Consider the following 13,224-nt stretch of genomic DNA (forward strand, 5'->3'; position numbering starts at 1 on the left):
TAGATATATGAAAAGATACATCATCACAGGCGCACCGAGTACAGGAAAAACAACTCTTATAAACGCATTAGAACAAAACGGACATATTGTATTTGAGGAAGTATCTAGAAAAGTAATTCGTGTTCAGCAGCAAACAAATGGAAATAAAACTCCTTGGGAAGATGTTACTGGATTTACAAAATTAGTATATCAACAAACACTTAAGAATCTCGAAACTCCCATAAAACAACATGCTTTTGTAGATAGAGGTTTAGCCGATAATATTGCTTATTTACAGTTAAAACAGCAACCTATTGCTAATTGTTTCTTACAATTCAATTATCAAAAACCATATCATAATACCGTCTTCTTTTGTCCACTTTGGAAAGAGATTTATATACAAGATCCACAACGTTTACAATCTTTTGAAGAAGTACAACAATTAGAACGGTTACTTTTAAATACTTACAAGGAGCTAGGGTTTACCATAGTGTTCGTTCCTAAAACTACAGTTGAACAACGTTTAGATTTCATTACAACTACTCTAAAATAAAAAACAGTACATTTGCCGCTGATTTTTGGTTTTTTATGACAGTAAAAATTAAAAGGGAATTTGGTGCAAATCCAAAACTGTTCCCGCAACTGTAAGGTTCATTAAAAACAACATATCAATATGCCACTGCTTTTTAATAAGTGGGAAGGCGATACCGTTGGAACCAAGTCAGGAGACCTGCCTCAAATCATTACATTAATTAATAACTCTCGGGTAAAGGGTTGGAAAATTTAAACTACACATCCGTAGTATTTTCTACAAATTACCTGCACAAAACTTATTTTCTTTATAATGAAAAGATTAGTATTATGCAGTGTGTTTTTGTTATTAGCTAATTTTGCTATAGCACAATCTAACACTACTATTACAGGAACAGTAAAAGACGCTAAAACGGGCAAAAGTATTCCTGATGTTTCAATTATCATTCAAAATTTAACTAAAGGAACAACTACTAATGCTAATGGTAACTACACCATTACACTTCCAGAAAATTATACAACGCTACGATTTTCGAAAGTTGGCTACCAAACACTTCAAAAAAATATTAGTAACAACAATGCAAAACAACCTCTTCTAGTTTTTCTACAAAAACAAGACATTGCTTTAGATGAAGTTACCATTACTTCAAAACAAAAAAAGTTAAAAGACCAAGTATTGAATGTAGGTAAATTACCTGTTAAAGATATAGACGCTCCTATTACGACTAACAGTGTAGATTCTAAATTGATACAACTTCGTAATGTTACCGATTTAGGCGACGCAGTTAAAAGTGCTACTGGAGTACGTCCTATAAATAGATACGGTGGTTTCCAAACATTTAGAATTCGTGGATTTAACAATTTTGTATTGTTAATCGATGGGGTTAGAGATGAAAGACATAATATTTCTACCAGTGCTCCTACTACTAACTTGGCCAATGTAGAACGAATTGAAGTCTTAAAAGGCCCTGCGAGTGTATTGTATGGTCATTCTACTTTAGGTGGAATTATTAATATTGTAAGAAAAAAGCCAACAGCAAACGATCAAGGTGGTTTTAGTGCTTCTTATGGTAGTTTTGATACCTACAATTTATCTGCTGGATTTGGAGGTGCTATCTCTGAGAAGTTGAGATATAGGACAGATTTTGGAATGACGCGTACCAATGGGTGGAGAGACTATGGTGTAGCAACTAATAACGGTTCTATTACTTTTGAATATACGCCTACAGATAAAGATATCTTTGAGTTTTACGCGCAAGCTAATAACGACACATATGATACTGATACAGGAATTCCTGTAGATGATGATGGTTCTTTAGTTCCTGGAATGAATCCTGAAACGAGATATAACGATCCACAAGATTATTTAAAACACAAACGATTCGATTTTCAATTAAAATATACACACGAATTCAATGCAAATTTTAAATTGACCAACCATCTTTCGTATTCAGACGATGATATCGATTATTTATCTACAGAACTTTTAGTATTCAACAGCACAAAAGATTCTCTTAGAAGAGATTTTCCGTTTTATTTTAATCATCAAACAAAAACAATTCAAAATCAATTAGATCTAAGTTACACTACCACTACAGGAAGTATCAAACATAAAATCCTTGTAGGAAACTCGTTCAGTTATTTAGATCGTAAAACATTTAGAGGAAGTGTTATAGGGCCAGGGACTTTTACAACAATTGCTATTCAAAATCCTATTTTAAACCAAGGGCATATAGAACCCGTAGATGAAAGAGTGGATGTTACCAATGAAACCGTTAGTGGTTTTTATGTACAAGATTGGTTAGAGTTTTCAGATAAATTCAAAGCTTTGGTTGGATTACGCTACGACATTTTTGATGGTACATATTACCGAGATATGATTGATAATGATCGAAATATTATTACCAATGGCGATCGAACAAATATTCCTTCAGATGCATTTACGTATAGAGCTGGTTTAGTATATCAGCCCATTAAAAACGCACTAAGTATTTTTGGTTCTTACTCAAACTATTTCAAACCTTCTAGAAGAATTGCGCCAGACGGTACAATTTTCGATCCTGAAAAAGGATATCAAATTGAAGGAGGTTTTAAATTTCAGAAAAACCATCTATTTGCAGCAACGGTTTCTACGTATTATATGCTAAAAAACAATATTGTAGAAAGAACTAATGTAAACGATTTTCAGCAAATTGGAGAAGCAGATTCTAAAGGGTTTGAAATTGATATTGAATCGCAACCACTTAAAGGATTATATGTAAAAACAGGATATGCTTTTGTAGATGCCAAAGTACGATCTTATAGTGAAACTCTTCAAACAATTGCTCCAGGAAACCAACTTCGTTTTGCTCCTAAAAATTCTGCCCACTTTTGGGTTAACTACGATTTTCAAACACCAACATTAAAAGGTCTAGGAATTGGACTCGGAGGAAACTATGTAGGAAGTAATTACACTAATTCTGCCAATACCTTCGAACTCCCTGCTTATACTACTTTAGACGGAACCATATACTACCAAGCTAAGAAAATAAGAGTTGGATTTAATCTAAACAATATAACAGACGAACTGTATTTTACAGATGCTATTTACGGAAATCAGTTTTTTGTAGGACAAGGAAGAAATTATAAAGTAAATATTAGTTATACATTTTAAAAACATTGAAAGCGCTAAGAAACAATCTATCAGCGAATATTATTTATACGTCATTGCGATTAAAACTCAGTGTAAAGAAGCAATCTATATATCGATCAAAAGATTACTTCACTTCGTAAACTCCGTTTGTAATGACGTTATAGCATCGTTTTTAGCCTAATTCTTTTTATGATCAAAAAAATAATTTCTTTACATCATTGGCTAGGTACCTTTTTTAGTGTACTCTTTCTTATTTGGTTTTTATCTGGTTTTGTTATGATGTATCATACATTTCCGTTTTTAAGTAAAAGCCAACAAAGAGCGATGCTTCCTTCTGAGCAAATAGATAGCATTTTGAGTCCTAAAGAAGTATTTAAAAACAATGCGATAGATAGTATTCACAGTCTTACGCTTAACTTTCAATTAGGTAAACCTGTATTTCATGCAATAACACCTTCTGGAAAATTAGTATCTAACTATGCAGACACGGGAAATCCTGTTGATATTTCTGAAACAAAAGCGTTAGCCATTGCTAAAGAAAATTTAAAAATTAATACGTCTGCACAAGTAACTGCTATCGCAGAATTAGATCAATGGATTCCTAGAACGCGTTTTCTAAAGCACATCCCTATTTATAAAATCACATTTCAAAATCCAGATAAAACCTATGCATATCTCTCTTCTGTTACAGGAGAAGTTTTAGCAACCAATACTGTTTCTGAAAGATTTTGGTCGTGGTTAGGTGCTATTCCTCATTGGATTTATTTTAAAGACATCCGAATTCACAATACCTTATGGTTTCAAGTAATCGTATGGTTATCTGGACTTGGATTTCTTATGGTGCTTACAGGAATTATTACTGGAATTGTTCGATATAAAAAGAAGCCAAAAGCGAAATTCAAGCGTTTTAAAAATAAATGGTATAACTTCCATTATTACTTTGGTTTGTTTTTCGGAACTTTTGTGTGTACTTGGATATTTAGTGGATGGATGAGTATGACGCCGTTTAGCTGGACACCAAGTACGAGTTTAAACAAACACGAACTACAACAATGGCAAAAAGGAAGTTTGGTATTGTCTGATATTTCTCCTGAAATATGGAATAACTTTTTAGATCAAACAAAGCATACATCCATCCAAGAAAGTAGTTTTACATTGTTTAATAAAGAGACTTTTGCTATTGTATACACCTCAGTAGCTTCTGAACTTTACAATTTAAATCAACCAAATACACTTCCTTCCGTTGAAAATTATGCAGCTACTGTTCAATCTTTTAACATAAACAATCCTATTAAAAGTGTAAATTTACTCGATTCGTACGACAACTATTATTATAGTAGACATAACACTAAAGAACTGCCTGTAATACGGGTAAATACTAGTAACGATGTAAGTTATTATATAAACCCTAAAACCACTAAAGTTCTTTATAAGTGTGCTACTAAAAATAGAATTCAACGTTGGATATATCATGGCTTGCATAGCTTAGACTTTTCCTTCTTAGCATGGAATAGACCACTTTGGGATATTACACTGTTTATCTTATTAATAGGTGGTACTATTGTTAGTTTTACCGGAACTGTTTTAGGCTATCGATTTTTAAAAAGAAAATGGAAAAAGAAAAAACATCAACAGAAAAAAACTAAAAAACTCAATCATAAATCGTTGTAACACATGGGGAAAAACATAGCAAAAGCTACAACTACCTTTTTATTTTGCGATGGAGGTTCTTGCAAAAAAGCAAAAAGCGAAATGGCTGTTAGGGAAGCAAGAGCACATTTAAGAAACGAAGGACTTTGGGATACCACACATTCTATTAGAACACGATGCAATGGACGTTGTGAAGATGCTCCCACTTGGATTGTACAACCTGGTAATTTCTGGTATAAGAACCTAACTCCAGAAAAAGCAGTTGAAATTATAGATGCGCATACAACAACCAACCAACCTGTTGAATCCTATTTGTTATATAAAGATGGTGATGAGAGTTTAGTATCTGATAATGAAAGAACTGTAAAACCAGTTGTTTTTACTGAAAAAAATGATGCTGAATATGGTGAGGTTTTAGTTGCAAGAGCTCCAGCTTCAGATCAGTTTTTATATCCTTTATTTAAAAAGCTTTTTGAAACACCTTCACAAATACAAGTTACTTTCCCAAACCAAAGTACACAAGTAGTAACTGAATCACACAAAGTAACCTATACCGATACTTTTGATATTGTGGTAAGTGATTCAGAAGTAGATCTAACTTTAGCCATTGGCCCAATTACAAAGACCATGGAAAAAGAAGTTGCACAAGAAATAATTGATCGAAAAGTTGGGGTTGCAGAAGTTATTTGGACACAAAAAGATGCGGATTACATCGCACATATTCGTTTAAAGAACAGAAAAGGAAAGTTTTTAGTATTATTGAGCATTCCTAAAAGTAACAATGCACTTTGGGAATACATTCTTAGTATTTATTTAAGTATGGATAGTAAAAACCCTAAAATAGTTGTGTCTCTTGAACAATAAACAAATTAGCATATTAGGATGTGGATGGCTAGGTTTTCCCTTAGCCAAACACCTTATTACCAAAGGATATCATATAAAAGGCTCTACAACTTCTAAGGAAAAAGAGCCGATTTTAAAAGATGCTGCTATTCAACCTTATGTCTTTAGATTAGGAGAAAAGAATCACGAAGAAATACTAAAGGATTTTGTAAACGATAGCGAAATCATTGTTATCAACTTTCCTCCTAAACGCATTCCAGACATCGTTACTATTTATCAAGAACAGATCAATGCACTTTTACCGTATATACAATCAACACAGAAAGTAATTTTTGTAAGTTCTACTTCTGTATATCAAAACACGAATGATTGGGTAACTGAAGCGATTGAAAATCATCCTGAAAAAGAATCTGGAAAAGCAGTTTTAGCTGTTGAACAACTATTACAATCGCACCTAAAAGAAAATCTTACGATACTTCGTTTGGCTGGATTGATTGGTTACGATAGAGTTCCTGGTCGTTTTTTAGCTAAGAAAAAAGAAGTGGCCAATGGCAAAGCTCCAATCAATGTTATTCATCAAGACGATTGTATTGGGTTGATCAATGCTATTATCACTCAAAATGCATGGGGAACCATTATTAATGGTTGTGCAGATGAGCATCCGTTACGAGAAACATTTTATATCTTAGCCGCCGAAAAGGTAGGTTTGGTACCGCCTCAGTTTAAAAAATCTGATACTGTTCAGTTTAAAAAGATATCGAATACAAAAAGTAAGACTTTATTAAACTATACCTATAAGTACCCTGATCCTTTAACGCTTGTTACATAAATGCATACAATAACTATTATAGGAGCTGGCCCTGGAGATCCAGAATTACTTACTGTAAAAGCACACAAGTTTATTACTGATGCTGATGTTATTTTACACGATAACTTGGTATCTCCTGAAATTTTAGCCATTAATGCACAGGCTGAAAAAATATATGTAGGTAGAAAGTTTGGAGATAAATCAGATCAAATTAGCCGACAAGATCGCATCAATCAGTTATTGCACGAACAGTATTTAGCAGGAAAAAAAGTAGTCCGTTTAAAATCGGGCGATCCTTATATTTATGGAAGAGCTGCGGAAGAGGCACGTTATTTAACAGCACATCAATTACCTTTTGAAGTTATACCGGGAATTACAGCAGCTATTGCTGCGGCAAATACCTTGAACATTCCTATTACAGAACGCAACCATTCCAATGCCATGTTAATCTGCACCGCACATACAGCAGATTATTCTTTTGAACAACTTAATGGAATTGCGCACATGTTAAAAGCAGGCAATACCATTTCTATTTATATGGGCTTAAAAAGTTTACACAGAATTGTTCCTAAATTGTTAGAAGTTTGTAAAGACGAAACCATTCCTGTAAATGCCATTTCTAATGTTTCTAGAGAAAAACAGGAAATTATTACCGCTAGTTTAGGAACTATAGAAACTGAAATAGCCAAAAGCGATATGGCAATGCCCGTAGTTTTTATTATCGGGGCTACACCAATACATTAAAATAAAATACAAGATAGATGAAAGAAGGAATTTTATTATGCGGACATGGTTCTAGAAGAGAAGCTGCCGTTACATCGTTTAAACGATTGGTTAGTATTTTAAAAGAACGTTATCAAGATACGTATGAAGTAGATTACGGTTTTTTAGAGTTTAATCATCCTACCTATGAGGCTGCTGTTGAGCGTATGTACTTAAATGGTGTACGAAAAATATATGCCTTGCCTATTATTTTATTTGCAGGTTCGCATGCTAAAAATGATATTCCTTTTGAGCTAAACACCTTACAAACTTATCACGATGATTTAACTATTTCTATGGCAAAACATATTGGTGTAAGTTCGTTCTTATTAGATTTATCTGTAAAACGTATTGAAGAAACGGAAGCGCAACTTTCGCCTATAGATCGTAAAGAAACTTGTTTGGTTGTTGTGGGTAGAGGAACTACAGATCCTGATGCTAATAGCGATGTTGCTAAACTAACCAATATGTTATGGGAAGGTCTTGGTTTTGGTTTTGCTACCGTAGGATATAGTGGTACGGCTTATCCTAATATTAAAAAAAGTTTAGCCATGGTAGATAAATTAGGTTTTAAACGTACTATTGTTATTCCGTTTTTCTTTTTTACAGGTGTATTGTTAGAGCGTATTTATGACGCTGTAAAAGACAGGAACGAAATTTCTGAAAATGAATATGTATATACCGATCCTTTTGGTACCGACGAGTTAATTTTGAAAGCTTTTGATGAGCGATTAGAAGAAGCTAAAAACGGTGTGGCTAATATGAACTGTCAGCTATGTAAATACCGAAAACAAGTAGTTGGTTTTGAAGAGTATGTAGGACAAGAACAAATAGGACATCATTTAAATGTAAAAGGAATTTTGTTTGAAGAAGACGAAAAACCTGGTGATAAGAAAGGTGGTATTGGAAATACAATTAAAAAGATATTAGGGATCTAGTAAGATTTCCAAGGGGTTTAAACCCTTTGGAGTAATTGTTAGTTTTATTTGATGTGAATCTTTTTTAAAAGATAAGACTTTCACTTTGAATTATTTTTATACTAAAAACCTTAATCAATATAATTTTTCTCCTTTTTATCAATCAGTGTAATAGTTAATTTATTTTTTTGCTGCTTAATTTCTATTTCTTTTCCAATTTCAAATCCAAGTTCTTTTAACCATTTCCCCTCAAGTCGAATCTCAGGAACAATAGCATATTCACTCCAATCACGAGACTGGTGTTTTTTATAGATTTTAAGTTTTCTAAATCGACTCACTGAAGCACTGTTCGTTATTACGAACACAAGATATAAATATTTTATCGAAATTCGGTATAGTGAACACGAAAGAATCTAAATATTTTCAAAAACTAGGTACTAAAATCAAGCAATTAAGAGAAGAAAAGGAGATTGACCAAAAGTCATTTGCTTTTGATTGTGAAATTGGTAGAACTCAATTGTATATGATTGAAAAAGGTAGAACAAACCCACGTTTACTTACTCTAATAAAAATTGCTGATGGATTAGATATGTCAATTAGTGAGCTTTTGAAGAGTTAAATCACTCAACAAATTTCAATATTAACCTTCCAATTGAATTAACACAATCTCTTGCAAATTCAGCCAACCACTTATCAGAATTTTTATCAAAATGAGATTCACTAAAATTATTTCTTGCATTAGATACTGCATTAGTTATTGTACTAATTAAATTCAACATTTGTTCAGGGTACTTTTTGCCATTTTCTTCAAAATGTTGTTTTAAATTTGTTTTTACCGCTTTAGAGAGTTTAGATAATTCAGTCTCACTACTCTCCGGTAATTGTTTGTTTTCTACATATGCCTTAAAAATACCTTCTAGACAGGAATAGGCATATGTTAAAGTCAGATTAAATTCATTGTTTCTAATTGAACCGTCCATTTTTTCAAGAGATTCTTCTAGCTTTCTCGCATTATCTACTATATCTGGAATATCAGATTTTGGAACTGCATTTGTGTTGAAATTATCTAAATTTGATACAACTTCAAGTATTTCTTTTGGACAATTTAATAATTCTAAATCTTCAACTATTTTTCTTAGATTCAATGTTTCATTTGTCCAATTTGAAAATGCGTACAAGAAGTCTTTTATAAAATTGTAGAATTGATTATTGTAATCTTGATAAAGATTATTTAATAATAAATTTAAAGCATCAATTGAATCATATTTTTCATGATCCATACCAAGTGATAAATATGTACGATTATTTTTAACGTGATTATATAAATCTCTCCAATAACCATCTAATCCAGCTTTAATGCAATAACGTTTAAATTCTCTTGACTTTAAAAATTCACCAATATCCAAGTCTTTAAGATTATCCGATAATGGTTCTAATTTGGGTATTGGTTCATTCATCTTGTTTTATAGATTTCTTTAATTACTCCCAACGAATTTGTGTATGACTTTTTACATTGTTTCGGAAAGATAATTAATAAGATTCAATTTCTGGAGAGGAAATTTAGCCACAATTAATTATACACGGTACTAGCTGGCTTTATTTGTTATAAATCACTTTTGAAACTCTTTCAATAGGAATTTCTTCAATATTACCAGTACTTTTGTTTTTAAGGATTAAGCTATTGTTTGTTTTTATCATCAGCATACCATCTAAGTTTGCAGAAGTACTATTAGCTTTCCTATATTCAATTTCAATAGGTAGTTCTCCACCATATTTGATCGTTTTTAGAAATGTTTTATATACACCTTGGTTAAATAATGAAGCAGTAACTGTTGAAATGCCAAGAATCACTATTACTAGCGTAAAAACTTTTCGTCCAGAATCACTTTTAGCAAATATGTAGCCAATCCAAATAATCGTAAATATTATCAATAATACTCCCAATAGTTGAGTAGGGATTCTGAGCTTACCAGAAAACATTTCGGTTGATCGAAATACGTCGGTAAGGGCAGATCCAACTGTAAGTAAACTTGTTACAATAGAGATAATAGTAATAAAAGACCTTGATAATTTCTTTTTACGCTCTGAATTGTCTTTTCGTGCTACTAGATATGTGAAAAAGTTCGATAAAAGTTTTAAAATACTATAGATTAAGATTGTTCCAGCAATCGAAATAATAATAAATGCAAATGAAATTATTGTTATAGCAAGATTTATATATTCAACACCTTCAATCTGGACCCTAAAATCTTGACAAACAGAATAATAATACAATGCATATTTATTAAAAAAACCAATCATTGACGAGCCACCAAAAGCACCAATTATCGATGAGAAAATTGCTCGTTTCCAAACAGGAAGAGCCCAAAACCAATCTTTAATTGAATTATATGCTTCTTTTAGTTTATCTATCATTTTTTAATATTGCAACTAACGGTCTCGGCTATGAGTAGTTGCGTGGTTTAGTACTTAACTTTGCAAGTACACAACAAGCTGAAAATCCACAATGATTTTCAGAAGCAAGTGAGAACAAGCAATTACTTATAGCCTTTGTTGTACTTAGTTATTTTCAAAATTTGTGTTTTAGAACTCCTTCAGATTTCAAAATGCTGTCTGGATCATTTTTATCAGGAATTTCGTCATATTCCCTGAATTCGATTTTTCTTTTCAAAATTTTGTAGTCCATTTCAATTTTATATCCAATTCCTTTTTCAGGGTCTTTAATTTGTTTAGCTGGTGCAATATAATAGCAACCGTGTTTTTCGACTTCCCTTTTGAAATTGGAAAGATTGTCTAAACCTTTATTTGGTTTCATTCTGTGAATTCGCTGATTGATTCCTACATATTGAATATCTTTATTTTCAGGAAGTTTTGATATGAGATTATTTGTCGACTCCACGTTTTCACCAATTACTACAAAGTAACCATATTCCTGATTAGGAACTTCTCCTTCAACAATCGAAACTCTTAACCTTTCGGTTTTGTCCTCTACACCAGTTTTTTCAATTATTTCTTCAAAAATTTCTTTTCCTAAATCCAAGTTTTTAAATAGAACGGTAATTACTGGTGGTAAATCTCCCTCGGCTGAATATAAATAAGCAACTCCCGCCTGCCATTTTGCATCATCCCATTTTTCCTGGTCGATTAATCCCGAAATGAATAGAGTTTTTCGTGGCTTTTCAGGCAGCTCTCTTAATTTTCCTAACTCGGGTTTTGTAGCTTTAACACCTCTTAATCTCCAATATAACTTTTCGTATTCATCACTGTCGTCAACATTATAAAAGGTAGAACCCTGTAATGGCTCTGGTATATACTTAAATTCTCCATCTTTAAAAATGACAGGAATGAATTTAGTATTGTTTGTTCCTGCGTTATAAAGCTGTTGGTAAATTAGAGTACTTTCCCATTTTATGCCATTTCCTTTTTCGTCTGTTCCATCAACTCGTTTATAATAGGTTTCTGTACAGACAACTAAAATGAAGTCAGAGTTTTTTACATTTCTGTCCATCCATTTTGGCCAACCTTCTGGTGGTGAGTCTTCATATTGGTCAAGAGAACAGTCGATACCTTCACTTCTTAACTTATTCGATAGTTCAAGTACTCTGTCTTGATGTTCCTTACTATCGTGACTATAACTTATAAATACTTTTGGGTTATTTTCTTCCATTCGGTGTTTTGGTCATAATTATGCACAACGTGTTTGTGTATGATTAGTTACGGAAAAGGACGCGAGTCATTTTCCGATTAGTGCCTAAGATAATTAATTGTTAGGAATTTCCGTTTAGGAAATTCAGAAGTAATTAATTATACACGTTGTTGGCAAATCGTTTTTATTTCAATTCGTATTCTTTTCGGAAAACAAATTCAATTGGTTTACCATTAGATTCCATTCCATTGTATTTAAATAACATTTCATTTGTTGAATGTTCTCCATTTTCTCCAAACAAGAATGAAATCGAATTCCGATTAGTTAAGTTTCTGTTTTTTAATTCCGCAATAAGTTCATCGAAAAAATATTCAGAGTCGAGTAAGTCATCTTTATATTCAGTCAGTTTATTTAATTCCAGTTTGTTAAACCACCAGCTTTCCATAAAATCTTCATCATAAAATTCTAACCCAGAATCTTTTGCGAATTCCGATTCAGGTTCGTCATCGTTTTCATAATTAAAATTCAAGTAGTTTTTGTAGAGTTTGTCTTCAGATTCAAAAGTTCCAACCCAAACGCAAATTATCTTTTTAATCATCGATTTTTAAATGTTTGCCAACTTATTTATATATTCTTTTTTGTTGCCTTTATACTACAAAAACAAGCGTATAAACACATTTTTAAAATTTTAATACATTCTATTGGTGAAAAATAAAAGGAACAGCTAGGGGGACTACTCTTTTTCAGTTTTTCTAGGTTTGAATATACAAAATACTGTATAAAATTAATACGAGTTACCGTAAAACAAAGTAGTTTATATGAGTTTGATATATTATTTTCTGGAAGGCCTTATACATTAAAAGTGTTCTTCCTAAAAAACCTAATATAGTGGAAGTTTTTCGTGTTCCTTCTACGAGGTTCAGAATACACTTAGAGCACATTATAATGGTTTGGGGTATGGTTTAATGTGAATCTTTAGGTGAATTTTCTCTTTGCTAAAGTGATTTTATGATCGATTGCTCTAAAAAGTTAATAGAGTAAAAAATAATAATTAACTCCTCTTTCTTTTCCTTGATGAAAACACTTCGATAAACTCAGTACAGGAAAACAAAAATCAAGACTTCGAATAAAAATTTAAGAAAATACTACGGAACCTTCCGCTGATAAAAAGAATTATTCACTTTGCTTATGCTTATATTTTTACATTAATGAGTTCATGAATCTTACGATTTCGCTAACGCTCAAACAGCTTTTTATCTTTCAGCCAACACTGCTTCCTTGATTTTTAAAATTTTGATTCAGAGGTCGCTTTTTTTTATCGGTTCGAGTAATTTTACAAAGTGTTAACGGCGTAAAATTTTACTTCGACTTTAGAAACCATCAACGAACTGTGCTGATGTCATTGTTCTATTGCAGAACCATCAGCGACACACGCGGAACAAAACTTTGACTGTAG

At 32.2% G+C, this 13,224-nt stretch carries 13 protein-coding genes and 1 riboswitch; of the genes, 8 read left to right on the forward strand and 5 right to left on the reverse strand.

The genetic code is table 11. The annotated features are described in order from the left end of the window. Positions 1 to 7: 7 nt before the first annotated feature. The 7 genes from ACKTTC_RS08145 to ACKTTC_RS08175 all read left to right on the forward strand — a co-directional run bounded on the left by ACKTTC_RS08145 (position 8) and on the right by ACKTTC_RS08175 (position 8,143). Positions 8 to 532 (forward strand): AAA family ATPase, encoded by a 525-nt coding sequence (locus ACKTTC_RS08145; RefSeq protein ID WP_408039312.1) that lies wholly within the window; start codon positions 8 to 10, stop codon positions 530 to 532. A gap of 9 nt (positions 533 to 541) precedes the next feature. After that, positions 542 to 731, forward strand: a riboswitch (cobalamin riboswitch). Positions 732 to 823: 92 nt separating this feature from the next. Then, positions 824 to 3,163 carry a TonB-dependent siderophore receptor gene (locus tag ACKTTC_RS08150; RefSeq protein WP_408039313.1) on the forward strand — a complete coding sequence of 780 codons (2,340 nt, stop codon included), beginning with the start codon at positions 824 to 826 and terminating at the stop codon, positions 3,161 to 3,163. A gap of 168 nt (positions 3,164 to 3,331) precedes the next feature. Then, the gene (locus ACKTTC_RS08155; protein WP_408039314.1) at positions 3,332 to 4,813 is read left to right on the forward strand and encodes a PepSY domain-containing protein; all 1,482 of its coding nucleotides are present in this window, start codon (positions 3,332 to 3,334) and stop codon (positions 4,811 to 4,813) included. Between the two features lie 3 nt (positions 4,814 to 4,816). Then, positions 4,817 to 5,656 (forward strand): (2Fe-2S) ferredoxin domain-containing protein, encoded by an 840-nt coding sequence (locus ACKTTC_RS08160; RefSeq protein WP_408039315.1) that lies wholly within the window; start codon positions 4,817 to 4,819, stop codon positions 5,654 to 5,656. Further along, the gene (locus ACKTTC_RS08165; RefSeq protein WP_408039316.1) at positions 5,646 to 6,464 is read left to right on the forward strand and encodes an SDR family oxidoreductase; all 819 of its coding nucleotides are present in this window, start codon (positions 5,646 to 5,648) and stop codon (positions 6,462 to 6,464) included. Before ACKTTC_RS08160 ends, ACKTTC_RS08165 begins: the two co-directional genes overlap by 11 nt. Beyond that, the gene (gene cobA / locus ACKTTC_RS08170) at positions 6,465 to 7,187 is read left to right on the forward strand and encodes a uroporphyrinogen-III C-methyltransferase (protein ID WP_408039317.1); all 723 of its coding nucleotides are present in this window, start codon (positions 6,465 to 6,467) and stop codon (positions 7,185 to 7,187) included. It abuts the gene before it with no gap. Between the two features lie 17 nt (positions 7,188 to 7,204). Beyond that, positions 7,205 to 8,143 (forward strand): sirohydrochlorin chelatase, encoded by a 939-nt coding sequence (locus ACKTTC_RS08175; RefSeq protein ID WP_408039318.1) that lies wholly within the window; start codon positions 7,205 to 7,207, stop codon positions 8,141 to 8,143. Between the two features lie 110 nt (positions 8,144 to 8,253). On the opposite strand, the gene ACKTTC_RS08180 is transcribed toward ACKTTC_RS08175, so the two are convergent. Further along, a complete protein-coding gene (locus ACKTTC_RS08180) occupies positions 8,254 to 8,460 on the reverse strand; it encodes a SymE family type I addiction module toxin (RefSeq protein WP_408039319.1) in 207 nt (68 codons plus the stop codon). Between the two features lie 59 nt (positions 8,461 to 8,519). On the opposite strand from ACKTTC_RS08180, the gene ACKTTC_RS08185 reads away from it, so the two are divergent. Next, on the forward strand, positions 8,520 to 8,741 hold the full coding sequence (locus ACKTTC_RS08185) for a helix-turn-helix domain-containing protein (protein ID WP_408039320.1): 222 nt from the start codon (positions 8,520 to 8,522) through the stop codon (positions 8,739 to 8,741). A gap of 1 nt (position 8,742) precedes the next feature. Here the strand turns inward: ACKTTC_RS08185 and ACKTTC_RS08190 are convergent, their stop codons facing one another. The 4 genes from ACKTTC_RS08190 to ACKTTC_RS08205 all read right to left on the reverse strand — a co-directional run bounded on the left by ACKTTC_RS08190 (position 8,743) and on the right by ACKTTC_RS08205 (position 12,366). Further along, entirely contained in the window at positions 8,743 to 9,579 is an 837-nt protein-coding gene (locus tag ACKTTC_RS08190; RefSeq protein WP_408039321.1) for a HEPN domain-containing protein, read from the reverse strand. A 139-nt stretch (positions 9,580 to 9,718) separates the two neighbouring features. Continuing rightward, positions 9,719 to 10,537 (reverse strand): hypothetical protein, encoded by an 819-nt coding sequence (locus ACKTTC_RS08195; protein ID WP_408039322.1) that lies wholly within the window; start codon positions 10,535 to 10,537, stop codon positions 9,719 to 9,721. A gap of 154 nt (positions 10,538 to 10,691) precedes the next feature. Further along, positions 10,692 to 11,789, reverse strand: coding sequence for a toll/interleukin-1 receptor domain-containing protein (locus ACKTTC_RS08200; protein WP_408039323.1), 1,098 nt, complete (start codon positions 11,787 to 11,789; stop codon positions 10,692 to 10,694). Between the two features lie 163 nt (positions 11,790 to 11,952). Next, on the reverse strand, positions 11,953 to 12,366 hold the full coding sequence (locus ACKTTC_RS08205; protein WP_408039324.1) for an immunity 22 family protein: 414 nt from the start codon (positions 12,364 to 12,366) through the stop codon (positions 11,953 to 11,955). Between the last annotated feature and the right edge of the window lie 858 nt (positions 12,367 to 13,224).

The sequence above is a fragment of the Tenacibaculum amylolyticum genome (genome assembly GCF_964511145.1).
GTDB classification, from domain to species: Bacteria; Bacteroidota; Bacteroidia; order Flavobacteriales; family Flavobacteriaceae; genus Polaribacter; species Polaribacter amylolyticum.

Bases quoted from the DNA above. Each gene is read 5' to 3' on its own strand.
- ACKTTC_RS08175 (WP_408039318.1), top strand. From the start codon at position 7,205: ATGAAAGAAGGAATTTTATTATGCGGACATGGTTCTAGAAGAGAAGCT.
- ACKTTC_RS08195 (WP_408039322.1), bottom strand. From the start codon at position 10,537: ATGATAGATAAACTAAAAGAAGCATATAATTCAATTAAAGATTGGTTT.
- ACKTTC_RS08200 (WP_408039323.1), bottom strand. From the start codon at position 11,789: ATGGAAGAAAATAACCCAAAAGTATTTATAAGTTATAGTCACGATAGT.
- ACKTTC_RS08205 (WP_408039324.1), bottom strand. From the start codon at position 12,366: ATGATTAAAAAGATAATTTGCGTTTGGGTTGGAACTTTTGAATCTGAA.
- ACKTTC_RS08190 (WP_408039321.1), bottom strand. From the start codon at position 9,579: ATGAATGAACCAATACCCAAATTAGAACCATTATCGGATAATCTTAAA.
- ACKTTC_RS08155 (WP_408039314.1), top strand. From the start codon at position 3,332: ATGATCAAAAAAATAATTTCTTTACATCATTGGCTAGGTACCTTTTTT.
- cobA (WP_408039317.1), top strand. From the start codon at position 6,465: ATGCATACAATAACTATTATAGGAGCTGGCCCTGGAGATCCAGAATTA.
- ACKTTC_RS08150 (WP_408039313.1), top strand. From the start codon at position 824: ATGAAAAGATTAGTATTATGCAGTGTGTTTTTGTTATTAGCTAATTTT.
- ACKTTC_RS08145 (WP_408039312.1), top strand. From the start codon at position 8: ATGAAAAGATACATCATCACAGGCGCACCGAGTACAGGAAAAACAACT.
- ACKTTC_RS08160 (WP_408039315.1), top strand. From the start codon at position 4,817: ATGGGGAAAAACATAGCAAAAGCTACAACTACCTTTTTATTTTGCGAT.